Below are 22449 nucleotides of genomic sequence, written 5' to 3'. Positions count from 1 at the left end.
CCTCTAGCCCTTCATCAGATTCACGTCTTCGACCGAAATGTTTCCACGGTTCCGGAAGTAGACGACAAGGATTGCAAGGCCGACTGCGGCTTCAGCCGCCGCAACCGTCAGGACGAACATGGCGAAAACCTGCCCGGCGAGATCGCCGAGATAGGAAGAGAACGCCACGAGATTGATGTTGACGGCGAGCAGAAGGAGCTCGACCGACATCAGCAGAATGATGACATTTTTGCGGTTCACGAAAATGCCGAAGACACCGATCGTGAACAGGATCGCGGCAACCGCGAGATAGTGTGACAGCCCGATCTCGGTCATTCGCCCAGCCCCTCTCCGGATTTCACATCCTGCATGGTCACCGCCGTCTTGCGGTCACGGCCAACCTGTTCGGCAATATTCTGCCGCTTGATATGCGGCTTGTGGCGCAGGGTCAGGACGATGGCGCCGATCATGGCGACCAGAAGGACCAGACCGGCCGCCTGGAAGAAATACGCATAATCATCGTAGAGCAGCATGCCGAGCGCCTCGACATTGGACACGCCTTCCGGCGTGGCGCTGGCACCGGCCGGCGCGACCACATTGGCTTCGGTCCAGGCATTGCCGACAATGATCAATTCCGTCGCCAGGACGATCGAAACCAGCGCGCCGAATGGCAGATAGCTGAGGAATCCCTGCTTCAACTCGGTAAAATCGACGTCCAGCATCATGACCACGAACAGGAAGAGCACTGCGACCGCGCCGACATAGACGACGATGAGCAGCATGGCGAGAAACTCGGCACCGAGCAGGACAAACAGGCCGGCGGCCGAGAAGAAGGCGAGGATCAGCCACAGCACAGACCGGACCGGATTTCTTGCGGCCACGACGAAGAAGGCGGACAGCACCGTCACGCTCGCCAGTATCCAGAATGTAATTACCTGCAGCATCAGCCGCCCCGTTCTTGTGTTGCGCCTGCCCTAGCGGTAGGGCGCGTCCAGTTCCAGATTGCGCGCGATCTCGCGTTCCCACCGATCGCCATTCGCAAGCAGTTTTTCCTTGTCGTAGTAGAGCTCCTCGCGGGTTTCCGCGGCGAACTCGAAATTCGGGCCCTCGACGATGGCATCCACCGGGCAGGCTTCCTCGCAGAAGCCGCAATAGATGCATTTCACCATGTCGATGTCATAGCGCGTGGTGCGGCGGGAGCCGTCTTCGCGCGGCTCGGCCTCGATGGTGATGGCCTGTGCCGGGCAGACCGCTTCACACAGCTTGCAGGCAATGCAGCGTTCCTCGCCATTGGCATAGCGGCGCAAGGCGTGCTGACCGCGGAAACGCGGGCTGAGCGGGCCTTTTTCAAACGGATAATTGATGGTCGCTTTCGGCTGCGCCATGTAGCGCAGGCCCATGACGAAGGCGCCCCAGAAGTCCATCAACAGGGCACCGCGAATGGTTTGAGCGATACGGCTCATGAGGCAGCTCCCGAATAGGCGACGTAAGCGCCGACCAGAACGACGGCACCGAGTGAGGTTGGCAGGAAGATTTTCCAGCCCAGGCGCATCAGCTGGTCATAGCGGTAGCGCGGCACCAGCGCCTTCACCATGGCGAACATGAAGAAGAAGAAGATCACCTTGGCGGCGAACCAGAAGAAAGGCGGCAGGAAGGACAGGAATTCGAACGGTGCATGCCATCCACCGAAGAAGAGGATGGTCGTCATGGCGCACATCAGAACGATGTTCAGATATTCACCGATCATGAACAACAGGTACGGTGTGGAGGAATATTCCACCTGATACCCGGCTACGAGTTCGGATTCCGCTTCCGGCAGATCGAAAGGCGGGCGGTTGGTTTCTGCCAGGGCGGAAATGAAGAAGATCGCCGTCATAGGGATCATCACCAGGAACATCGGCACCGGCAGCGTGTGCAGGGCCAGCATGTTCCAGTTCCAGAATCCGCCGGCCTGCTGCTCGACGATGACCGACAGATTCATGGAGCCGGCAAAGAGCAGGACCGTCACGATGATGAAGCCGATGGAGACTTCATACGAGACCATCTGCGCCGCCGACCGCAGCGCGCCGAGGAAGGGATATTTCGAGTTGGACGCCCAGCCGCCGATGATGATGCCGTAAACGCCGAGCGACGAGATCGCGAACAGGTAGAGGATGCCGACATTGAGATCGGCAATCACCCAGCCCGGTGCCACCGGCACCACGGCCCAGCCGATGAAGGCGAGGACAAAGGTGATCAGCGGCGCGATCAGGAAGAGCGTGCGGTCGGCACCGGCCGGCACCACGATTTCCTTGAACACGAATTTCAGGAAGTCGGCAAAGGATTGCAGGAGGCCAAAGGCACCGACGACATTGGGGCCCTTGCGCATCTGGACCGACGCCCAGACCTTGCGGTCCATCAGGAGCAGGAAAGCCAGCGAGATCAGCAATACGATCATGAAGGCGAGGATCTGGGCCAACGCCACCAGCGTCCACTCGACGGAAACCGGCAAGTTCCAGAAAGAGATCGGGTCCATCGTCTCCATCTCCCCTACTCCGCCGCTTGCGCGTGAGGCGCTGATTTGAGTGCCGAACAGTCCGCCATGGTTTTCGAGGCCCGTGCGATTGCGTTCGTGAGATAGAAGTCGGTCACGGCCGACCGGAAGGGTTCGGTGCCCATATCGCCCGCTTCGCCAATGGACGCCACATCAAATTCAGCGGCTGTGGCATGGCCCGGCGCGTGATCAATGCCACCGAAAACCGGATGATCGGCAATCAGTTTCTCACGCAATTCTTCCAGCGAATTGTAGGGCAGGGTCTTGTCCAGACGATCGGACAGGGCGCGGAAAATCGCCCAGTCCTCTTTCGCCTCGCCTTTCGGGAAGACGGCACGGGCATTGAATTGCACGCGGCCTTCCATATTGGCCCACATGCCCTTTTTCTCGGTATAGGCCGCACCCGGCAGGATCAGGTCGGCGCGATGGGCGCCGCGATCGCCGTGATGGCCGATATAGATGACGAAGGCCTTGCCGAAATCTGCGTCGATCTCGTCCGCGCCCATCAGCACGACGGTGTCCATCTTGCCGGACTTTGCCGCGGCCTGGATGCCGCCTGCGTCCTTGCCGCCCTTGCCAGGCACGAAGCCGAGATCCAGCGCACCGACGCGCGAAGCTGCTGTTTGCAGCACGTTGAAGCCGTTCCAGCCATCCTTGACCGCGCCGACCTTGGCCGCGAGCTCTCCGGCGGCCCGCAGCACCTGTGCGCCATCCTTGCGGGCCAGAGCGCCCATACCGACGATAATCATCGGCTTTTCGGCATCTTTCAGGGTCTTGGTGAAGCCGGAGCGCTTGCCGCCAAAACCTTTCAGGTCTTCCGGGCCGCTGCCGATCTGCTCGAACGGATACGTCAGATCACCGGTCTCGCCAATCACGCCGACCTTGACGTCGCGTTCCAGCCAGGCGCGGCGTATACGGGCATTGAGCACCGGCGCTTCGAGGCGCGGATCCGTGCCGACCAGAAGGATGGCATCAGCCTCGTCAATCCCGGCAATGGTGGAGTTGAAGAGCCAGCTTTCCCGCGGACCAGTGCCCAGCTTCGCACCGTCCTGGCGGCCATCAATGGAGGTCACGCCAAGCGCGTCGAACAGGTCCTTGGCAGCCTTCAATTCTTCGATGGAATTGAGATCGCCGGCGATGACGCCGATCTGCTTCGCGTTTCCGGACAGTTTTTCAGCTGCGAGGCCGAGCGCTTCTTCCCAGCTGACCGGGACCAGCTTGCCGTCCTTGCGGGCATAGGGCGCATCAAGACGTTGGCGCTGCAGGCCGTCCCAGATGAAACGGGTTTTGTCCGAGATCCATTCCTCATTAATCTCGTCATTGACGCGCGGCATGATGCGCAGAACGCCCGGGCCGCGGCTGTCCACACGAATCCAGGAGCCCATGGCGTCCATCACGTCGATGGTTTCGGTCTTCTTCAACTCCCAGGGCCGCGCATTATAGGCATAGGGCTTGGAGGTCAGCGCGCCGACCGGGCAGAGATCGATGACATTGCCGGAGAGTTCGGACTCAACGGCGGCTTCCAGATAGGTTGTGATCTCGGCATCCTCGCCGCGATTGAGCATGCCGATTTCCGGCGAGCCCGCGACTTCGGTCACAAAGCGCACACAGCGCGTACACTGGATGCAACGGGTCATGATCGTCTTGATCAGCGGCCCCATATTCTTGTCTTCGACGGCGCGCTTGTTCTCGGTATAGCGGGTGCCGGGCCGGCCATAGGCCATGGCCTGGTCCTGCAGATCGCACTCGCCGCCCTGATCGCAGATCGGGCAATCGAGCGGGTGATTGATCAGCAGGAATTCCATGACGCCTTCGCGCGCCTTCTTCACCATGGGCGAAGCGGTATTCATTGCCGGCGGTTCGCCATTCGGCCCGCCGCGCATGTCCGACACATTCATGGCGCAGGAGGCCGCCGGTTTCGGCGCACCGACCAGCTCGACCAGGCACATGCGGCAATTGCCCGCCACGGACAGGCGCTCGTGATAACAGAAGCGCGGGATTTCCTTGCCCGCCGCCTCGGCGGCCTGCAGCAGCGTGTAATGGTTCGGGACGTCGATTTCCTCGCCGTCGATGATGATGGTGCGGAGATTATCGGTCATATTATTCCCCTACTCCGCGGCCATCTGTGACACCGTGACCGGCTTGCCGGCGCGATAGGTATTGATGCGGTCCTGGATCTCGTGGCGGAAATGCCGGATCAGACCCTGGACCGGCCAGGCCGCGGCATCACCGAGGGCGCAGATGGTGTGGCCTTCGACCTGGCTGGCCACGTCCAGGAGCTTGTCGATCTCGTCCGTCGAGCTCTCGCCGCGCGCCATGCGCTCCAGCACGCGCCACATCCAGCCCGTGCCCTCGCGGCACGGCGTGCACTGGCCACAGCTTTCATGCTTGTAGAAATAGGAGATGCGCGCGATCGCCTTGATGATGTCGGTGGACTTGTCCATCACGATGACCGCTGCTGTGCCGAGGCCGGATTTCACATCGCGCAGCGCGTCGAAATCCATCAGAATGTCGGTGCAGGTGTCGGCCGGGATGCAAGGCACGGACGAGCCGCCCGGAATGACGGCCTTGAGATTATCCCAGCCGCCGCGCACGCCACCCGCATGGGTTTCAATCAGCGTTTTCAGCGGGATGGACATGGTCTCCTCGATATTGCACGGCTTGTTCACATGGCCGGAAATCGAGAATACCTTGGTGCCGGTATTGCCCTGCCGGCCAAAGCCCGCAAACCACTCCGCGCCGCGGCGGATAATGGTCGGCGCGACGGCAATGGATTCGACATTGTTGACCGTGGTCGGGCAGCCATAAAGGCCGGCATTGGCCGGGAAAGGCGGCTTCAGGCGCGGCTGGCCCTTCTTGCCTTCCAGGCTTTCGAGCAAAGCGGTTTCCTCGCCGCAGATATAGGCACCCGCGCCATGGTGGACGTAGCAGTCGAAGTCCCAGCCATGGATATTGTTCTTGCCGATCAGCTTGGCGTCATAAGCTTCCTTGATGGCCTTTTCGAGCGCGATGCGTTCGTCGACATATTCACCGCGGATATAGATGTAGCAGGCCTTGGCGCGCATCGCGAAGGAAGCAACCAGGCAGCCCTCGATTAGGAGGTGCGGATCATTGCGCATGATCTCGCGGTCCTTGCAGGTGCCCGGCTCGGATTCATCCGCATTGACGACCAGATAGTGCGGGCGTGCGCCGACTTCCTTCGGCATGAATGACCATTTGAGGCCGGTCGGGAAGCCCGCCCCGCCCCGGCCGCGCAAGCCTGAGGCCTTGACCTGATCAACGATCCATTCCGGACCCATATCGATCATGTCTTTCGTGGCATTCCAGGCGCCGCGTTGTTTCGCGGCGTCCAGGCCCGGATTTTCCCGGCCGAACAAGTTCAGGAAAATACGGTCTTTATCTTCAAGAAGTTGAACCATGATCAGGCCTTTTCCTTCTTGGGGCTCGTATTCGGCAATTTGACTTTCTTCGCCAGCGATCCGTCATAGAGCGCGCCATCGGTCAGCGCCATGGAACCCCCTTCGGCCTCCGAACAGGACCGGCCGGTCTGGGAGCCCGGCTTCGGCGTCTTGCCGGCCACGAGATCGTCAATGATCCGGCCCATCGTCTCGGCCGTCAGGTCTTCATAATAGTGATCGCCCGCCTTGTTGGCGATCTGCACCATGGGCGCATTGGCGCAGGCGCCCAGGCATTCCACTTCCATCCAGGACAGCTTGCCATCAGCCGAGACCTGGCCCCTGGGGCCGATTTTCTCGGCGCAGACCTTCTTGAGGTCCTCCGCACCGCGCAGCCAGCAGGGCGTGGTGCCGCAGAGCTGGATCAGGTGTTCCCCGGCCGGTTCGAGATTGAACATGGTGTAGAAGGTCGCAACCTCCATCACCCGGATTTTCGGCATGTCCAGACGGTCGGCGATTTCGCGCATGGCCGGTTCGGATACCCAGCCCTCCTGCTTTTGCGCAATCCACAGCATGGGAATGACGGCAGAGGCCTTCTTGGCTTCCGGATACTTGTTCAACCAGAACTTTATTTCTTTCTCGCTTTCCTTTGAAAACGAGAAGCTTTCCGGTTGGTCGAGAGCAATTTTGCGAGCGCTCATCGCGCGCCTCCTTCATACGTCTCGGCGACGGTGTCATTCTCGACAAACCAGTCCGTAACACCCTGTCCGTCGCACCACTCCCGGCCGGCCAGCAGAGCTTCGGCGACGCCTGCCCGCGTGCCGTCATGTTGAATCTGCTCAATTCCGTAAGCGCCACCAAACGAGATCAGGTCCAGCCCCGCCTCGTCCTCGGCTCGGAAATTGTATTCTTGGATTTCGGCATAAACGCGATTATCCAGATCCCCGGGTTCAAAGGCGGTCAGCACGCAGCCCATGCATTGGACTTCTGCAGTACCGCCTGAACAGCCGATCACACCGACAGCCGAATAGGGTGGCTGATTGCCGATCGATTCCGCGATCTGCGCATGCAGCGCGCCCTCATCGCGGGGGGAGCAAGCCATGACGGCGATCGGCACGATCAGTATGACAAAAGCACGCAGCATTAGCGGTCGATTTCTCCGAACACGATATCCAGCGAGCCCAGGATGGCGGACACGTCCGCCAGCTGGTGGCCCCGATTGATGTGATCCATGGCGGCCAGGTGGGCAAAGCCCGGCGCGCGAATCTTCACGCGATAGGGCTTGTTGGTGCCGTCGGCAACCAGATAGACGCCGAATTCGCCCTTGGGCGCTTCCACAGCGACATAGGCCTCACCGGCCGGGACATGAACGCCTTCGGTGTAGAGTTTGAAGTGATGGATCAGGGCTTCCATCGATTGCTTCATCTCGGCGCGGCGCGGCGGGGCGAATTTGGAATGGGTGGGCAGGACTTCGCCGGCATTTTCCGCGCGCGACAGCCATTCCACGCATTGCTTCATGATCTTGACCGATTCCAGCATCTCCTCGATGCGGATCAGATAGCGGTCCCAGCAATCCCCGTTCTTGCCAACGGGGATGTTGAAATCCAGCTCGTCATAGACCGAATAGGGCTGGGCGCGGCGCAAATCCCAGGCCATGCCGGAGCCGCGCACCATGACGCCGGAAAAGCCCCATTCCAGCGCTTCTTCCTTCGACACCACGCCGATATCGACATTGCGCTGCTTGAAAATCCGGTTTTCGGTCAGAAGGTTGTCGATGTCCTTGAGCTTGGCCGGAAATTGTTCGCACCACTCACCGATATCCTCGATCAGCTTCGGCGGCAGGTCCTGGTGGACACCGCCCGGGCGGAAATAATGCGCGTGCATGCGCGAGCCGGACGCGCGCTCATAGAAAACCATCAGCTTTTCGCGCTCTTCAAAACCCCAGACGGGCGGGGTCAGCGCGCCCACGTCCAGCGCCTGCGTGGTGACGTTCAGAATGTGCGACAGGATGCGGCCGATCTCGCAATAGAGGACGCGGATATATTCGCCGCGCACCGGAACGGGAATGCCGGCCAGCTTTTCCACAGCCATGCAGAAGGCATGTTCCTGATTCATCGGCGCGACATAGTCGAGCCGGTCGAAATAACCGATTCCCTGCAGATAGGTCTTGTGTTCCAGCAGCTTCTCGGTACCGCGGTGAAGCAGGCCGATATGCGGATCGACGCGGTCGACGATCTCGCCATCCAGCTCCAGCACGAGGCGCAACACGCCGTGGGCCGCCGGGTGCTGGGGACCGAAATTGATCGTGAATTTGCGGTCGTCGAGCTGTTCCATGTTTTCGGGGTTGGTCAGGTCGGTCATGAAATGCTCTCCCCGCTCTGAAACGCTGCGATCAATTCGGGGCCGGTCATTTTGCGGGTGTCATTGGCGAAATCGTAATAGGCCGGCTTCTCGTCGATAAAGACCTGCAAACGAAAATCTGCTTCGCTCGACAGCAGAACCGCCGACGCGGCAATCGCAACCTGATCGAGATCGGCTTTCATCCGCCACATCAGGGACGAGCCGCAATTCTTGCAGAACAGGCGCTCGGCCCAGTCCGATGAATTGTAAATGCCAAGCTGGGCATCGGTCTCGAACACAGGTGCCGCAGCGGCCATGACATTCATGAAGGGGCCACCGCCCCATTTACGGCACATGCCGCAATGGCAGGCATCCACATGTTGGTTTTTCAGCCGGGCCGAAAACGTTACCGCGCCGCACAAGCAGCTTCCCTTAACAGGAGCAGACATTACGCGCCCTCCCCCTTGGCTTTCTCGTCACCCGGCAGCACGTATCTGGCGCCTTCCCACGGGGAGAGGAAATCGAAATCGCGATATTCCTGAACCAGTTCGACCGGCTCGTAGACGACGCGTTTTTCCTCGTCATCCCAGCGCACTTCGACATAGCCGGACAGCGGGAAATCCTTGCGCAGCGGATGGCCGGTAAAGCCGTAATCGGTCAGGATGCGGCGCAGATCCGGATGGCCGGAGAACACGATGCCATACATGTCGAACGCCTCGCGCTCGAACCAGTTGGCGACCGGGAAAATATCCGAGATGGACGCGACGGGTTTTTCCTCGTCGGTCGACGTCCGGATGCGGATGCGATGGTTCAGATTCATCGACAGAAGGTGGTAGACGACATCGAAACGCTCGGCGCGGGCCGGGTAATCGACGCCACAGATATCGATCAGCGTGGTGAAGCGGCAGCCGCGGTCATCGCGCAGGAATTTGATCACTTCCTCGACACGGTCCGAATAGATGCTGACATTCAGCTCACCAAAATCGACTGACCATTCCCGGATGGCGGAATCCAGGTGATGCGAAATATGCTCGCCGAGTTCCTTCAATCGTTCGCTCATCGTTCGATCGATCCTTCCCGGCGGATTTTCTTCTGCAACTGCATGATGCCATAGACCAGCGCTTCGGCGGTCGGCGGGCATCCCGGCACATAGACATCAACCGGAACGATCCGGTCACAGCCGCGCACCACGGCATAGGAATAATGATAATAACCGCCGCCATTGGCGCAGGAGCCCATGGAGATGACATAGCGCGGCTCGGGCATCTGGTCGTAAACCTTGCGCAGCGCAGGGGCCATCTTGTTGGTGAGCGTGCCGGCCACAATCATCACGTCGGACTGGCGCGGGGAGGCGCGCGGCGCAAATCCGAAGCGTTCGACATCATAGCGGGGCATGGCCGCCTGCATCATCTCGACGGCGCAGCAGGCGAGGCCGAATGTCATCCACATCAGGGAGCCGGTCCGCGCCCAGGTGATGAGGTCATCGGCGGCCGCCACGACAAAACCCTTGTCGGCCAGCGCATCGGAGACACCATCGAAGAAGGGGTCGTGCTTGTTCGGGTCATAATGCGGGGTGGCCGCACGGCCAGCAGAACCCGCAGGAATTATCGTGTTCTCAGCCATGTTCTACTCCCACTCCAACGCGCCTTTTTTCCACTCGTAGATGAAGCCCACGGTCAGAACACCGAGGAACACCATCATCGACCAGAAGGCAAACAGGCCGGTCTCTCCGAGCGTCACGGCCCAGGGGAACAGGAAGGCCACTTCCAGATCGAAGATGATGAAAAGAATCGCCACGAGATAGAATCGCACGTCGAATTTCATGCGGGCATCGTCAAAAGCCTCGAACCCGCACTCATATGTCGATACCTTTTCCGGATCCGGCTTTGACGGTGCCAGAACCCAGGCCGCCAGCATGAAGCCAATGCCCATAGCAGCAGCGATTCCCAGAAAAATGATAATCGGCAGATATTCGAGCAGAAGCGCATTCATGACGGATCGCCCCGATAGCTGATGTGCGTGGGCTGGCCTTCGCGGAATCGCGAGTCAGGCCTGACCAATAGCCCCCGCACGGTCGGGCCGGAAGCTAGTGCGAGCCGACTTCACCCGCAAGGCGAAATGGCGGCTTTTGTGCGGGACAATTCCGCTCAATATGTTGATTTTTCAGTAGTTGCGAATGGTTTGCAGAAATTGGGCTGTGCATCCGTAAAAAAGCCGCCCCGAAGGACGGCTCTCTCTTGATCCAGCTGATTTGTTCAGCCCGTGCCGGTCTTGTCCTGCGTCCGCGTTTCGAAGTCCGACGCGTCGTGGCGTTCCAGCAGCTGGCTGGCCGGCTCGCCCCAGGACCGGTTGACCATACGGCCGCGTTTGACGGCCGGGCGGGCCTGGATCTGGTCCGTCCAGCGGATGACATGCTTGTAGTCCTGCACCGACAGGAAGTCCCCGGCATCGTAGAGCAGGCCCTTCGCCAGCGCGCCATACCAGGGCATGATGGCCATGTCGGCGATCGTATAGTCATCGCCTACGATGAACTCACGGGTGGCCAGTGTCCTATCGAGCACGTCGAGCTGACGCTTGACCTCCATCGCATAGCGGTCAATCGGGTATTTCTGCTTCTCGTTGGCATAGGCATAGAAATGACCAAACCCGCCGCCCAGGATCGGGGCGGATCCCATCTGCCAGAACAGCCAGTTGAACACTTCGGTCCGCTGGTCCGGATCGGTGGGCAGGAATTCTCCGAATTTCTCGGCGAGGTAGACCAGAATCGATCCGGATTCGAAGACCCGGCGGGGCTTGCTGCCGGAATGATCGGCCAGGGCCGGGATCTTGGAATTCGGATTGATGTCGACAAAGCCCGAGGAAAACTGATCGCCTTCACCGATATTGATCAGCCACCCATCGTATTCGGCACCCGTAATGCCCTTTTCGAGGAGTTCCTCCAGCATGATGGTGACCTTCACGCCATTGGGCGTGGCCAGCGAGTATAGCTGGAGCGGATGTTTCCCGACCGGCAGATCCTTGTCGTGGGTCGCGCCGGAGACAGGCCGGTTGATGCTGGCGAAGCGGTTATTGTCGTCCTTTTCCCAGGTCCAGACCTTGGGTGGTTCATATGATTTGGTGCTGGTCATTCCGCTTCCTCGCATTTCGTGTCCCGCAGGTCATATAGGCGATCGCCGCAAGTATTGAAGACAGGCCGGATGTCACGCCTGCGTGATACCCGTCTTGACAGGAAGGCTTACCATATTCATTTTACCTATTGGTTTAATGAATGAGTAGCAATGATGGCAGGCGTTGATATCGACACCACTCTTTCCGCGCTCGCAGACGGCACACGGCGCGCGATTCTTGACCGGCTCAGCGCTGGCCCGGCGAACATCTCCGAGTTGGCGGGGCCTTTCGAAATGTCGCTGGCCGGTATTTCAAAGCATGTCCGGATTCTTGAGCGAGCCGGACTGGTAAGCCGTCAGCGCGTCTGGCGTGAACAGCGCATTTCGATCGAGCGGGGCACCCTCGATGCGGCCGCGCGCTGGTTTGAGGACAAGCGGCGCTTCTGGGCCGGGCGTCTCGATGCGCTGGATGATGCCATCGCCAATGAACAGTCAGACCAATCCTGGGAGAAACAGAAATGACTATGAGAAACGGCGTGATGGCCGATCCCGATACACTCGTTTTCGAGCGGCGCTTCGATGTTGCGCCAGCGGCACTTTGGAGCTGGATTATTGATCCGGAAAAGCGCGCGAAATGGCTGGCGGGTGGCGAATGGGAGCTGAATCCCGGCGGACGCCTCGAATTCGTCTTTCGGAACGGTGACCTGTGCCTGCCGGGTGATTCGATACCAGCCAAGTATGCCGACTCCCCGGATGAAGTCCGGCTTTCGGGAGAACTGATTGCCATTGATGAGCCGCACCATGTCGAATTCGCCATGTTTGAACCCGATGGAACGAAGTCGCGCGTCCGTATCGAGCTGGTACAGGACGGTGAAGGCACCTGCCTGCGGCTAACGCAATACGACCTTTCGGGCCTTGCCGGTGCTGGGGGCATAGCTGCCGGCTGGCACACGCACCTCGACATATTCAGCGCCGTTGCTGCGGGTGAAACACCGCCCTCATTCTGGCCCCGGTTTGGAGAGCTGGAAGCGGCTTATGGCGAATGCGGCCAACCGGCAGCCTAGAACCAGCCCTTGCGCCGGAACCACCAGGCCAGACCGCCGCCGATGAAGAGGCAGAGGCCGCAAACGATACAGGAGGGCGGACGGATACCCGTCCGCCTTCAACCGCTGCGCGCTACCAGACGAGCGGCTTGCGGTCCTGATAGAAGCCGCCCGTGGGTCCGTCGTCCGGCAGTGTGGCCAGCCAGACCGCGGTATCGGCCCCCTCCTCCGGCGATTTGGTGGCACCTTCCCCACCCATGCGGGTGCGCACCCAGCCGGGGCACATCGAATTGATCTTCACCGCGGCGGGTAAATCCCGGGCGGCGGCGACGGTCAGCCCGTTCAACGCGGCTTTCACCAGGCCATAAGGTCCCGGACCGTTCAGTCCCGAGCCGAAAGATCCCCATTCCGAGGACAGGTTCACAATCCGGCCATAGCCGCGTTCCACCATGCCCGGCGCGACCCGGCGGATCAGCGCGTAGGGCCCTTTCAGCATGACCTCAATGGCCTTATTGAATGCTTGCGGGTTCTCCAGCACGGGATCGGTCGAGAGGACACCGGCATTATTGACCAGCACATCGATGGCGCCGGCCTTTTCCAGGGCGGCTTCGATGCTGTCTTCCCGGCTGACATCGATTTCCAGTGGCCGGCCACCGATTTCCGAAGCGGCGGCCCGGGCATCGACAAGCTTGCGCGCGCCGACGATAACGTCGAGCCCTTCGGCGGCGAGCCCTTTGGCGATGGCCTTGCCGATGCCGCGATTGGCACCGGTTACGAGCGCGGTTTTTCGTTCAACCATGGCAGTTTTCCTTTCCTTGCTGACCGGACAATTGGGTTTCTGACCCGGGCCGCGTTAGGCGTAGGGGTGGAAAAAGCCTGTTTCCAACCTGTCAGGCATTCATATCCGGGCGGAACAGAAGCACCGGGACAGTACAGGACCGGATCAATTGCGTGGTCGTGCTGCCGATGATCAGATTGCGCAGGCGGGAATGGCCATAGGCGCCCATGACGAGAAACTCGATCTCCCCATCGGCGGCTTTCTGGGTGAACACGGCATCGGGATCACCAGCCAGTGTTTCAAAGGCGGCCTCGTAGCCGGCCTCGCGTAATCTGGCGCACGCAGCTTCCATCGCGGCCACCAGTTCTGCGGTGGCTTCACCGACATGCAGGAGGCGGATATCCATTCCGGCAAACAGCTTGCCACGGGCGATATGATCAACCGCTTTTGCCACACTCGGGCCGGTATCAAAGGCGATGGTGGCGCGGCGCGGCTCCCTGAAGGCGCGTGATGTCACCAGCACCGGCCGATGCGCGCTGCGGACCACGCGTTCCAGATTGGATCCCAGATGCAGTTTTGCGAAATCGGCGTGCTCGCCCCGCTTGCCGATAATGATGACGCGGGCTTCATCCTCGACCTCATGGACGGCTTCGAGCAGGTCGCCATTGCGCAGCTTCGTCTGGATGCCGGTCAGACCTTGCCCCTCGAGCCGGGCTTTTGCGGCCTCGACGATCAACCGTCCGCGTTCGCGGGCCAGCCTTGCGCCCTCTTCATCATGTTTTGTGAGTTTCTCCAGGAGCTCGGACCGCGCGCCCAGCGTGAGATTGCCGGACAGATTGACCGGACCGGAGCGTCCGGGGCGGTGATCGATCACATGCAGAAGATCAATGCCGAAGCCGGTCTTTCCGGAGACCCAGGCGGCGTGGTCGCACGCGCTTTCACTATAGGCCGAGCCGTCAATCAGGGTGATGATACGATCCATGGTCTGGCTCCTAATGCCCGATGGCGCGATCAATCGCACCCGGCTTGTCGTGTTCACCGAGGCGATCCACGAGGGTTTCGCTGGCCTGGTTCATGCCTACCAGATTGACCGTCATGCCTTCGCGGCGGAATTTCAGGACGATGAGGTCGATCGCCTGCACACTGGAAATATCCCAGATATGCGCCGATGTGAGGTCGATCGTCACCTCATCAAGCGCTTCCTTGAAATCGAAGGCATTGGTGAACGCCTCGGTTGAAGCGAAGAAAAGCTGCCCGCGCACCATATAGGTCCGGCTCCGGCCATCGGTGGAGAGCGTCGAGGTGATCTCGAAGATTCTCGAAATCTTCCAGGCGAAGAAAATGCCCGACAGGAAGACCCCCACCATGACGCCGATGGCCAGATTGTGGGTCAGGATGACGCCCGCCACGGTCGCCGTCATCACGATGGTGGACGAAAGCGGGTGTGTGCGCAGCGATTTCACCGAGGACCAGGAGAAGGTCCCGATGGCGACCATGATCATGATGGCGACCAGGGCGGGCATGGGAATGGCGGCAATCCAGTCGCCCAGCACAAGGATCATGAAGAGCAGGAAGACGCCCGCCGAGAAGGTCGACAAGCGCCCTCGGCCGCCGGATTTCACATTGATCATGGACTGGCCGATCATGGCACAACCGGCCATGCCGCCGAGAAAGCCGGTGACGATATTGGCGGTGCCCTGCCCGACGCATTCGCGGTTCCGATCGGATGGCGTATCGGTGAGATCATCGACAATTTGCTGGGTCAAAAGCGATTCCAGCAGGCCGACCGCCGCCACTGCCGCCGAATAGGGCAGGATGATCATCAGCGTATCGAAACTGAAGGGGATGTCCGGAATCAGGAAGACCGGCAGCGTGTCCGGCAATTCGCCCATATCGCCGACGGTGCGTACATCCCAGCCGAAATAGAGCGTCAGCCCGGTCAAAACGAGAATACAGACCAGAGGTGACGGGATGATCTTGGTAAAGCGCGGCAGGATATAAATGATGGCCAGCCCGGCCGCGACCAGCACATAGGTCAGCCAGGTGACGCCGATCAGTTCTGGCAGCTGGGCCATGAAAATCAGAATGGCGAGCGCGTTGACGAATCCGGTCAGTACCGAGCGCGACACAAAGCGCATCAGATTGCCCAGCTTGAGCGCCCCGGCCCCGATCTGGATCACGCCGGCCAGAATGGTGGCCGCGAGCAGATATTGCAGGCCGTGATCGCGCACCAGCGTCACCATCAGCACGGCCGTGGCCGCGGTAGCCGCAGAGATCATGCCCGGGCGGCCGCCGACAAAGGCGATCAGGACGGCGATGGAGAAGGAGGCATAGAGGCCGACCTTGGGGTCCACACCGGCGATGATGGAAAACGCAATGGCTTCGGGTATGAGCGCGAGCGCCACGACCAGCCCGGCGAGCAGATCGCCCCGGATATTGCCGAACCATTCCTGACGCGTGCGGGTCCAGTCAAACGCGTCCAGCTGAAGAAAATGCATGAATACCAGCCTGAATATTGCAGCCACCCGGACCGCGCCACAAAAGAGCGGCGCGTCTAGCAGGGCCCGTCCGGATTGGGAACCGGCGATTCCGGGCGGCGGCTATGCGCGAACGGGATCATCGGGGAAAGAAAAAAGCCGCCCGGAAGGGACGGCTTTCTTTTGCAGGAAATGGCGCGAGTGACGGGACTCGAACCCGCGGCCTCCGGCGTGACAGGCCGGCGCTCTAACCAACTGAGCTACACCCGCTTGGGCCATTCCATCCCTTTCGGGAAGGCCGGTTGTCTACGCAAGGCCGCGGCAGTGGTCAAGCGGGTTTCTCTGCATCCTGCACATGGGTTGAAAGCGTTAAAAAGGCCGCCTCCGCTGAAGCTACGGCGTGACAGCCTTCGCTCGGTCAGATGCTGGCTTGCCTAGCCGCAGCTCGCGCCAGCAACATGTTGATTGGTATCTACCAACGCCCCAGCCCTGAGCGCGTTTCATGTGAGCACGGCCCGCAACTGCTACGGTGATGGCGCGTGCCAGGGCCGCGCGCAACGGAAACAATGAAAAGGCGTCCGCCTCCGCTGAAGCTACGGCGTGACAGCCTTCGCTCGGTCAGATGCTGGCTTGCCCAGCCGAAGCTCGCGCCAGCGAGCGAAGGCTGGTGGGCGGTGAGGGGTTCGAACCCCCGACCCTCTCGGTGTAAACGAGATGCTCTCCCAGCTGAGCTAACCGCCCGGTCGATGCGCTAGATAGACTCTTTATTCCGGTTCGTGAAGTACCGATGACGGTGCGATCCGGTCCGCGCCATAACAGCCGAGGATTCGCAGCCGTGAGGCGCAGCCCTCCAGCGCGGCCAGCGCCCGTTTGCATTCCGGCGCATTCATGTTGGCCTCGATATCGAGAAAGAACATCTCCTCCCAGGGCGCGCCCGGAACCGGGCGGCTTTCCAGCCGCGCCAGATTGATGCCTTCATCGCGGAAGGCGGCGAGGCCATCGACCAGCGCGCCCGGCGTGTGCTTGGTGGCAAAGACGATGGTGGTCTTGCACGGAAGGCCGGCGGCCGGCGGGGTCGGCGATTTCGCCAGCGAGACAAAGCGGGTGTAATTCTCTCCCGCATCACTGGCCTGATCATCAATGACGTTGAGGCCGAACAGGCGGGCGGCATCGGCACCGGCAATGGCCGCGGTCTGACCACCCTCCTCCATCGCATGCTCCAGCGCCCGCGTTGACGAGCTGGCAAAACGCTGGGTGACCCCCTCGAGCCCCGACAGGAAGCGGCGGCACTGGGCCAGCGCCTGCGGGTGGCCATAAATGGTTGAAATGCCGCTCAGGGACTTTCCGCGCCCGACCACGCAGTGGCGGACCCGGTAGTGATGTTCTCCGGCGATTTCGAGCTGCGTATCCAGCAGGAGGTCATAGACTTCGTTGATACTGCCGGTCGTCGTGTTCTCGATCGGCAGAAAGGCATAGTCCGCCTCGCCATCTTCCACGGCCCTCACAATGGACGCAAAATCGCGGCGCACGACCGGCGCCATGGCCGAATGGCGGCCGGCGAAGTGGGCCAGGGCGGCAAAGTGCGAATAAGTGCCCGGACCGCCGAGATAAGCAACCCGCGCCTCCCCCTCGACATCGGCGCGGGCATCCAGCTCGGCGCGCTGGCCGCTCAGGGATAGCTCGATCAGTGTCTGGTAGAGGCGTTCGACCGCAGCGGGCTCGAGCCCGAGCGCTGCGCCATTCTCGATCGCGGCCCGCAGCACATCGCGCTCGCGCGCGGGATCACGGACGGCGCCGCCGGCCTGGGCCTTGGCGCGCGCGATCTGCACACCCAGAGAGGCGCGTTTCGCGCACAGGCGCAGAATATCGCGGTCTGTCCCGTCGATCTCCGCGCGCAATGTCTCCAGCGTGTCTTTCGGCATGGCCCCGCCCCTGTCCGTTCAGCCGCTTAGTGTTAGCAGGTGCAGCAAGAATGGAAAGTGTGTGGCACAACTCCGCATATGAAAACGCCGCCCCGATGAGGAGCGGCGTTTGCGTTTTGCGTATTGATCAGCCGCTAGTGCGCGACCTGGCTACCGGCAGGTGTGGACGGCGTGTTTGAAAGCGCCGCCAGTGCGGCTTCATCCGCCTCCGTCCATTCCGCCGGTGTGATCGGTGTCACCAGCGCGTTGGCAAGCACATCCTCAACCGTGGAGACCGGGATGATATTCAGTCCGGTTTTCACATTGTCGGGAATTTCCGCGAGATCCTTTTCATTATCGATCGGAATCAGAACGGTTTTCACGCCGCCCCGCAACGCCGCGAGGAGTTTTTCCTTCAACCCGCCAATGGGCAGGACGCGTCCGCGGAGCGTGATCTCGCCGGTCATGGCGACATCCTTGCGCACCGGGATCTGGTTCAGCACCGAGACAATGGCGGTCATCATGGCGATGCCGGCCGAGGGTCCGTCCTTGGGCGTTGCGCCTTCCGGAACGTGGACATGGATGTCGGTGGCACGGAAGACGGTCGGCTTGACGCCCAGCTTGGGCGCACGGGCCTGCACGAAGGAATTGGCAGCCGAAATCGACTCCTTCATCACATCGCGCAGATTACCGGTAACGGTCATCTTGCCCCGGCCCGCCATCTTGACGGCCTCAATGGTGAGCAGGTCACCGCCGACCTCGGTCCAGGCCAGGCCGGTAACCACACCGATCTTGTCCTCGCCTTCGGTTTCGCCGAAGCGGTATTTTCGGACCCCGGCAAAGTCGCCGAGATTGTCCGATGTGATGGTGACGGATTTGGTCTCACCGCTTTCGATCTTGCGCACGGATTTGCGCGCGAGATTGGCCAGCTCACGTTCCAGATTCCGCACACCGGCTTCGCGGGTGTAGTAGCGGATCAGATCGCGGATGGCCTCATCCTTCACTTCGAACTCGCCTTCTTTCAGCGCATGATTCTTGAACTGCTTGGGCATGAGATGCCGGGTGGCGATCTCGACCTTTTCATCTTCGGTGTAACCGGCGATGCGGATGATCTCCATCCGGTCGAGAAGCGGTTGCGGCATGTTCAGCGAGTTGGCCGTGGTCACGAACATGATGTCGGACAGATCATAGTCCACTTCCAGATAGTGATCCGCGAAAGTGGAATTCTGCTCCGGGTCCAGCACTTCGAGCAGCGCCGCCGAGGGATCACCGCGATAGTCCGCGCCGAGCTTGTCGATTTCATCCAGCAGGAAGAGCGGATTGGTCGACTTCTTCTTTTTCAGCGCCTGGATGATGCGGCCCGGCATGGAGCCGATATAGGTGCGGCGGTGACCGCGGATTTCGGCTTCATCGCGCACGCCGCCCAGTGACATGCGGACGAATTCGCGGCCGGTCGCGCGGGCAATGGATTTGCCCAGCGAGGTCTTGCCCACGCCCGGAGGCCCCACAAGGCACAGGATCGGGCCCTTGAGTTTCTTGGCGCGGGCCTGCACGGCAAGATGTTCAAGGATACGCTCCTTGACCTTTTCCAGCCCGTAATGATCGGCATCAAGCGTTTCCTCGGCCTTTTTGAGGTCGTGCTTCAGGCGCTTGCGCTTGCCCCATGGCAGGGAGGTCATCCAGTCGAGATAGTTGCGCACGACGGTGGCCTCTGCCGACATCGGGCTCATCTGCTTCAGCTTGCGGAATTCCGCATCGGCTTTTTCGCGCGCTTCCTTGGAAAGCTTCGTTTTCTCGATCTTCTCTTCGATTTCGGCGAGCTCTTCACGGCTGTCATCCGGCTCGCCCAGCTCGCGTTGGATCGCCTTCATCTGCTCGTTGAGATAATATTCGCGTTGGGTCTTCTCCATCTGGCGCTTGACGCGGCTGCGGATCTTCTTCTCGACCTGCAGGACAGAGATTTCGCCCTCCATCAGGCCCATGACCTGTTCAAGGCGGCGGGCCACATCGCGCTGCTCCAGCAGGCTCTGCTTTTCGGAAATCTTGACGGCCAGGTGCGCGGAAATCGCATCCGCCAGTTTGGCCGGATCCGCAACTTCCTTGATGGTCGCCAGGGCATCCGGCGGCACTTTCTTGTTCAGTTTGACATAGTCATCGAATTTCACGGACGCCGCGCGCATCAGCGCTTCCATCTCGGAAGGATCGCCGATTTCATCTGTCAGAATTCTTGCCTCGGCTTCGAAATAGGCCGCATTGTCGAGATAGCGCTCGATTTCGACACGCGCGCCTCCCTCGACCAGCACTTTTACAGTGCCATCCGGCAGCTTCAGCAATTGCAGCACCGAGGCCATGACGCCAATGGTGTGAATATTTCCGACCGCCGGATCGTCATCTCCGGCATTTTTCTGGGTGGCGAGCAAAATCTGCTTGTCGGCCCGCATGACTTCTTCCAGCGCCGCCACGGATTTGTCGCGGCCCACGAAGAGCGGCACGATCATGTGCGGAAACACAACAATATCGCGCAGGGGCAAGAGCGGGAGGATTTTGGTCTCGGTCATATGCTTCAGAACTCCTGACAATCGGGCCGCTGGTGCATCATGCTGATACGATTCGCGGCCCTGCAAGCGCGCCAAACGCGCATCTTGCACAGCTTTCCCAGCTTATTACCCAAATGGTTGCCGCAGAGCCGGAATTCAACCGGCCCTGTGTGCGCGGCCGGTCAGGACGCGGTTGGCCGCTTGTCTTTTTTCTCGGACTCGGCTTTTTCGGCATAGATGAAGAGCGGCTTGGCACCGCCATTGACGACATCGCCATTGACGACCACCTCGTCCACACCGTCGAGGCCGGGAAGGTCGAACATGGTTTCCAGCAATATGCCTTCCATGATGGACCGCAGGCCCCGGGCTCCGGTCTTGCGTCCGATCGCCTTCTTCGCGATGGCGTGCAAGGCGTCTTCGGTGAAGGTCAGGCTGGTGCCTTCCATCTCGAACAGGCGCTGATACTGCTTGACCAGAGCGTTTTTCGGCTCGGTCAGGATCTCGATCAACGCACTTTCATCGAGATCTTCCAGAGTGGCAATGACCGGCAAACGGCCAATGAATTCGGGGATCAGGCCGAAACGCTGTAGATCATCAGGCTCGCATTCGCGCAGGATATCGCCCGTGCGGCGTTCATCGGCGTCTTTCACATCGGCCCCGAAGCCGATGGACGAGCCCTTGCCGCGTTGTGAAATCACCTTCTCCAGGCCCGCAAAGGCCCCGCCGACGATGAAGAGAATATTGGTCGTATCCACTTGCAGGAATTCCTGCTGGGGATGCTTGCGGCCGCCTTGCGGCGGCACGGAGGCAATCGTGCCTTCCATGATCTTCAGCAAGGCCTGCTGCACGCCCTCGCCTGATACATCCCGGGTGATGGACGGATTGTCGGACTTGCGGGAAATCTTGTCGATTTCGTCAATATAGACGATGCCGCGCTGGGCGCGCTCGACATTGTAATCGGCGGACTGCAGCAGCTTCAGGACAATGTTTTCAACGTCCTCACCGACATAACCGGCTTCGGTCAGCGTTGTGGCATCCGCCATGGTGAAGGGCACATCAATGATACGCGCCAGCGTCTGCGCCAGCAGCGTCTTGCCGCACCCGGTCGGGCCGATCAGCAGGATGTTGGACTTGGAAAGCTCGACATCCTGATTTTGCGAGGCGTGGTTGAGGCGCTTGTAATGGTTGTGCACCGCGACGGAGAGGACGCGCTTGGCCCAGTCCTGACCGATCACATAATCGTTCAGCACCTTGTAGATCTCTGTCGGTGTCGGAACGCCTTCCTTGCCCTTGACCAGCGAGGTCTTGTTTTCCTCGCGGATGATATCCATGCACAATTCGACGCATTCATCGCAGATGAAGACGGTCGGACCGGCGATCAGCTTGCGGACTTCGTGCTGGCTCTTGCCGCAGAAGGAGCAATAGAGCGTGTTCTTGGCTTCGCCGCCGTTACTGGTTGACTTGCTCATATTCCCACCTGCCCGTTGCTGCGGCACGCTACACTATCGTTACGCGCTTGCGATTCCACCCCAGCAAGATCGGGGCCGAACCTTAGCGAAACGTAATCACACACCCAATTTGTTCTCATGCCAACCCGTCAGAACATGCGGGAATGTGGTCCGGGCGGTCACTTGTCACCGCTGGCCGCATCCTCACGGGTGGCATAGACATGATCGATCAGCCCCCAATCCCGGGCCTCTTCCGAGGACATGAAGGTGTCGCGATCCAGTTTCGCCTCGACCTCATCATAGTTCTGACCGGTGTGTTTTACGTAAATTTCGTTCAGACGCTTCTTGGTGTTGATGATGTCTTCCGCATGACGCTGGATGTCGGACGCCTGCCCACGGAAGCCGCCAGAGGGCTGGTGGACCATGATCCGCGAATTGGGCGTGGCGGAGCGCATGTCTGCGTGACCGCCGCACAATAACAGCGAACCCATGGACGCCGCCATGCCCATGCAGGCGGTGGCCACCGGGCTGCGGATGTATTGCATCGTATCGTAGATCGCCATGCCCGAGGTCACCACGCCCCCCGGCGAGTTGATATACATGGCGATTTCCTTTTTCGGGTTTTCCGACTCCAGGAAGAGGAGCTGGGCCACGATCAGGCTGGCCATATTGTCCTCGATCGGACCGGTGACGAAAATGATGCGCTCTTTCAGGAGCCGCGAATAGATATCATAGGCCCGTTCACCCCGGCTGGACTGCTCCACCACCATGGGAACAAGGTTCATCATCACTTCCTGAGGGTCTTGCATCGCGTGCTCCAGCAAACTTGCAGACAGGCAGGACGCCCGTCCGATTCGGCTAAACGTGTTGGGCGCAACTATCGCGACGCAAAACGCCCCGCGCAAGGCGGG

At 60.4% G+C, this 22449-nt stretch carries 23 protein-coding genes and 2 tRNA genes; 2 read left to right on the top strand and 23 right to left on the bottom strand.

Annotated elements, in window-relative coordinates; translation table 11 throughout:
* Positions 1–3 precede the first annotated feature (3 nt).
* From nuoK to yghU, 14 genes are all read right to left on the bottom strand, one after another.
* Complete coding sequence (nuoK, locus tag DBR16_RS05545) at positions 4–315, bottom strand: NADH-quinone oxidoreductase subunit NuoK (RefSeq protein WP_109260260.1); 312 nt, start codon at positions 313–315, stop codon at positions 4–6.
* On the bottom strand, positions 312–926 hold the full coding sequence (locus tag DBR16_RS05540) for an NADH-quinone oxidoreductase subunit J (RefSeq protein ID WP_109260259.1): 615 nt from the start codon (positions 924–926) through the stop codon (positions 312–314). The genes nuoK and DBR16_RS05540 overlap by 4 nt, the downstream gene beginning before the upstream one ends.
* Before the next feature lie 27 nt (positions 927–953).
* Entirely contained in the window at positions 954–1442 is a 489-nt protein-coding gene (gene nuoI, locus DBR16_RS05535) for an NADH-quinone oxidoreductase subunit NuoI (protein WP_109260258.1), read from the bottom strand.
* Positions 1439–2494, bottom strand: a complete 1056-nt coding sequence (nuoH, locus tag DBR16_RS05530) for an NADH-quinone oxidoreductase subunit NuoH (RefSeq protein ID WP_109260557.1) — start codon at positions 2492–2494, stop codon at positions 1439–1441. The genes nuoI and nuoH overlap by 4 nt, the downstream gene beginning before the upstream one ends.
* A gap of 14 nt (positions 2495–2508) precedes the next feature.
* Complete coding sequence (gene nuoG, locus DBR16_RS05525; protein ID WP_109260257.1) at positions 2509–4611, bottom strand: NADH-quinone oxidoreductase subunit NuoG; 2103 nt, start codon at positions 4609–4611, stop codon at positions 2509–2511.
* Positions 4612–4620: 9 nt separating this feature from the next.
* Positions 4621–5931 (bottom strand): NADH-quinone oxidoreductase subunit NuoF, encoded by a 1311-nt coding sequence (gene nuoF, locus DBR16_RS05520; protein WP_109260256.1) that lies wholly within the window; start codon positions 5929–5931, stop codon positions 4621–4623.
* A 2-nt stretch (positions 5932–5933) separates the two neighbouring features.
* Positions 5934–6608 carry an NADH-quinone oxidoreductase subunit NuoE gene (nuoE, locus tag DBR16_RS05515; RefSeq protein WP_109260255.1) on the bottom strand — a complete coding sequence of 225 codons (675 nt, stop codon included), beginning with the start codon at positions 6606–6608 and terminating at the stop codon, positions 5934–5936.
* Positions 6605–7051, bottom strand: coding sequence for a hypothetical protein (locus DBR16_RS05510; RefSeq protein ID WP_109260254.1), 447 nt, complete (start codon positions 7049–7051; stop codon positions 6605–6607). Before DBR16_RS05510 ends, nuoE begins: the two co-directional genes overlap by 4 nt.
* Entirely contained in the window at positions 7051–8268 is a 1218-nt protein-coding gene (locus DBR16_RS05505) for an NADH-quinone oxidoreductase subunit D (protein WP_233347607.1), read from the bottom strand. The genes DBR16_RS05510 and DBR16_RS05505 overlap by 1 nt, the downstream gene beginning before the upstream one ends.
* Positions 8265–8696 carry a GFA family protein gene (locus DBR16_RS05500; RefSeq protein WP_109260253.1) on the bottom strand — a complete coding sequence of 144 codons (432 nt, stop codon included), beginning with the start codon at positions 8694–8696 and terminating at the stop codon, positions 8265–8267. The genes DBR16_RS05505 and DBR16_RS05500 overlap by 4 nt, the downstream gene beginning before the upstream one ends.
* The gene (locus DBR16_RS05495) at positions 8696–9307 is read right to left on the bottom strand and encodes an NADH-quinone oxidoreductase subunit C (RefSeq protein WP_109260252.1); all 612 of its coding nucleotides are present in this window, start codon (positions 9305–9307) and stop codon (positions 8696–8698) included. The genes DBR16_RS05500 and DBR16_RS05495 overlap by 1 nt, the downstream gene beginning before the upstream one ends.
* A complete protein-coding gene (locus DBR16_RS05490) occupies positions 9304–9870 on the bottom strand; it encodes a NuoB/complex I 20 kDa subunit family protein (RefSeq protein WP_109260251.1) in 567 nt (188 codons plus the stop codon). Before DBR16_RS05490 ends, DBR16_RS05495 begins: the two co-directional genes overlap by 4 nt.
* Positions 9871–9873: 3 nt before the next feature.
* A complete protein-coding gene (locus DBR16_RS05485; protein WP_109260250.1) occupies positions 9874–10239 on the bottom strand; it encodes an NADH-quinone oxidoreductase subunit A in 366 nt (121 codons plus the stop codon).
* A gap of 263 nt (positions 10240–10502) precedes the next feature.
* Positions 10503–11375: a glutathione-dependent disulfide-bond oxidoreductase gene (gene yghU, locus DBR16_RS05480; RefSeq protein ID WP_109260249.1), complete on the bottom strand. Its 873-nt coding sequence runs from the start codon at positions 11373–11375 to the stop codon at positions 10503–10505.
* A gap of 150 nt (positions 11376–11525) precedes the next feature.
* Here yghU and DBR16_RS05475 point away from each other — a divergent pair, with 150 nt between their 5' ends.
* A complete protein-coding gene (locus DBR16_RS05475) occupies positions 11526–11876 on the top strand; it encodes an ArsR/SmtB family transcription factor (RefSeq protein ID WP_233347605.1) in 351 nt (116 codons plus the stop codon).
* On the top strand, positions 11873–12418 hold the full coding sequence (locus DBR16_RS05470) for an SRPBCC family protein (RefSeq protein WP_109260248.1): 546 nt from the start codon (positions 11873–11875) through the stop codon (positions 12416–12418). Before DBR16_RS05475 ends, DBR16_RS05470 begins: the two co-directional genes overlap by 4 nt.
* Positions 12419–12530: 112 nt before the next feature.
* On the opposite strand, the gene DBR16_RS05465 is transcribed toward DBR16_RS05470, so the two are convergent.
* The 9 genes from DBR16_RS05465 to DBR16_RS05420 form a co-directional block, all read right to left on the bottom strand.
* Positions 12531–13196, bottom strand: coding sequence for an SDR family NAD(P)-dependent oxidoreductase (locus tag DBR16_RS05465; protein WP_109260247.1), 666 nt, complete (start codon positions 13194–13196; stop codon positions 12531–12533).
* A gap of 91 nt (positions 13197–13287) precedes the next feature.
* A complete protein-coding gene (locus DBR16_RS05460) occupies positions 13288–14157 on the bottom strand; it encodes a universal stress protein (protein WP_109260246.1) in 870 nt (289 codons plus the stop codon).
* 10 nt (positions 14158–14167) lie between these two features.
* A complete protein-coding gene (locus DBR16_RS05455; RefSeq protein WP_109260245.1) occupies positions 14168–15673 on the bottom strand; it encodes a SulP family inorganic anion transporter in 1506 nt (501 codons plus the stop codon).
* 172 nt (positions 15674–15845) lie between these two features.
* Positions 15846–15922 (bottom strand) — tRNA-Asp (locus DBR16_RS05445).
* A gap of 395 nt (positions 15923–16317) precedes the next feature.
* A tRNA-Val gene (locus tag DBR16_RS05440) sits at positions 16318–16393 on the bottom strand.
* 23 nt (positions 16394–16416) lie between these two features.
* The gene (locus DBR16_RS05435) at positions 16417–17574 is read right to left on the bottom strand and encodes a bifunctional chorismate mutase/prephenate dehydratase (protein ID WP_109260243.1); all 1158 of its coding nucleotides are present in this window, start codon (positions 17572–17574) and stop codon (positions 16417–16419) included.
* Positions 17575–17708: 134 nt separating this feature from the next.
* Positions 17709–20111, bottom strand: coding sequence for an endopeptidase La (gene lon / locus DBR16_RS05430; RefSeq protein WP_109260554.1), 2403 nt, complete (start codon positions 20109–20111; stop codon positions 17709–17711).
* 161 nt (positions 20112–20272) lie between these two features.
* A complete protein-coding gene (gene clpX / locus DBR16_RS05425) occupies positions 20273–21559 on the bottom strand; it encodes an ATP-dependent Clp protease ATP-binding subunit ClpX (protein ID WP_109260242.1) in 1287 nt (428 codons plus the stop codon).
* Positions 21560–21717: 158 nt separating this feature from the next.
* Entirely contained in the window at positions 21718–22347 is a 630-nt protein-coding gene (locus tag DBR16_RS05420; RefSeq protein WP_109260241.1) for an ATP-dependent Clp protease proteolytic subunit, read from the bottom strand.
* Positions 22348–22449 lie beyond the last annotated feature (102 nt).

Origin of the sequence: Hyphobacterium indicum (assembly GCF_003129605.1) — a bacterium.
Taxonomy (GTDB): Bacteria; Pseudomonadota; Alphaproteobacteria; order Caulobacterales; family Maricaulaceae; genus Hyphobacterium; species Hyphobacterium indicum.
The sequence above is the reverse complement of the archived record's forward strand: the minus strand, read 5'-3'. Positions and strand labels throughout refer to the sequence as shown.

Excerpts from the sequence above, each read along its gene's own strand:
- nuoK (WP_109260260.1), bottom strand. The coding sequence starts at position 315 with ATGACCGAGATCGGGCTGTCACACTATCTCGCGGTTGCCGCGATCCTG.
- nuoI (WP_109260258.1), bottom strand. The coding sequence starts at position 1,442 with ATGAGCCGTATCGCTCAAACCATTCGCGGTGCCCTGTTGATGGACTTC.
- nuoH (WP_109260557.1), bottom strand. The coding sequence starts at position 2,494 with ATGGACCCGATCTCTTTCTGGAACTTGCCGGTTTCCGTCGAGTGGACG.
- nuoG (WP_109260257.1), bottom strand. The coding sequence starts at position 4,611 with ATGACCGATAATCTCCGCACCATCATCATCGACGGCGAGGAAATCGAC.
- nuoF (WP_109260256.1), bottom strand. The coding sequence starts at position 5,931 with ATGGTTCAACTTCTTGAAGATAAAGACCGTATTTTCCTGAACTTGTTC.
- nuoE (WP_109260255.1), bottom strand. The coding sequence starts at position 6,608 with ATGAGCGCTCGCAAAATTGCTCTCGACCAACCGGAAAGCTTCTCGTTT.
- DBR16_RS05510 (WP_109260254.1), bottom strand. The coding sequence starts at position 7,051 with ATGCTGCGTGCTTTTGTCATACTGATCGTGCCGATCGCCGTCATGGCT.
- DBR16_RS05505 (WP_233347607.1), bottom strand. The coding sequence starts at position 8,268 with ATGACCGACCTGACCAACCCCGAAAACATGGAACAGCTCGACGACCGC.
- DBR16_RS05500 (WP_109260253.1), bottom strand. The coding sequence starts at position 8,696 with ATGTCTGCTCCTGTTAAGGGAAGCTGCTTGTGCGGCGCGGTAACGTTT.
- DBR16_RS05495 (WP_109260252.1), bottom strand. The coding sequence starts at position 9,307 with ATGAGCGAACGATTGAAGGAACTCGGCGAGCATATTTCGCATCACCTG.
- DBR16_RS05490 (WP_109260251.1), bottom strand. The coding sequence starts at position 9,870 with ATGGCTGAGAACACGATAATTCCTGCGGGTTCTGCTGGCCGTGCGGCC.
- DBR16_RS05485 (WP_109260250.1), bottom strand. The coding sequence starts at position 10,239 with ATGAATGCGCTTCTGCTCGAATATCTGCCGATTATCATTTTTCTGGGA.
- yghU (WP_109260249.1), bottom strand. The coding sequence starts at position 11,375 with ATGACCAGCACCAAATCATATGAACCACCCAAGGTCTGGACCTGGGAA.
- DBR16_RS05475 (WP_233347605.1), top strand. The coding sequence starts at position 11,526 with ATGATGGCAGGCGTTGATATCGACACCACTCTTTCCGCGCTCGCAGAC.
- DBR16_RS05470 (WP_109260248.1), top strand. The coding sequence starts at position 11,873 with ATGACTATGAGAAACGGCGTGATGGCCGATCCCGATACACTCGTTTTC.
- DBR16_RS05465 (WP_109260247.1), bottom strand. The coding sequence starts at position 13,196 with ATGGTTGAACGAAAAACCGCGCTCGTAACCGGTGCCAATCGCGGCATC.
- DBR16_RS05460 (WP_109260246.1), bottom strand. The coding sequence starts at position 14,157 with ATGGATCGTATCATCACCCTGATTGACGGCTCGGCCTATAGTGAAAGC.
- DBR16_RS05455 (WP_109260245.1), bottom strand. The coding sequence starts at position 15,673 with ATGCATTTTCTTCAGCTGGACGCGTTTGACTGGACCCGCACGCGTCAG.
- DBR16_RS05435 (WP_109260243.1), bottom strand. The coding sequence starts at position 17,574 with ATGCCGAAAGACACGCTGGAGACATTGCGCGCGGAGATCGACGGGACA.
- lon (WP_109260554.1), bottom strand. The coding sequence starts at position 20,111 with ATGACCGAGACCAAAATCCTCCCGCTCTTGCCCCTGCGCGATATTGTT.
- clpX (WP_109260242.1), bottom strand. The coding sequence starts at position 21,559 with ATGAGCAAGTCAACCAGTAACGGCGGCGAAGCCAAGAACACGCTCTAT.
- DBR16_RS05420 (WP_109260241.1), bottom strand. The coding sequence starts at position 22,347 with ATGCAAGACCCTCAGGAAGTGATGATGAACCTTGTTCCCATGGTGGTG.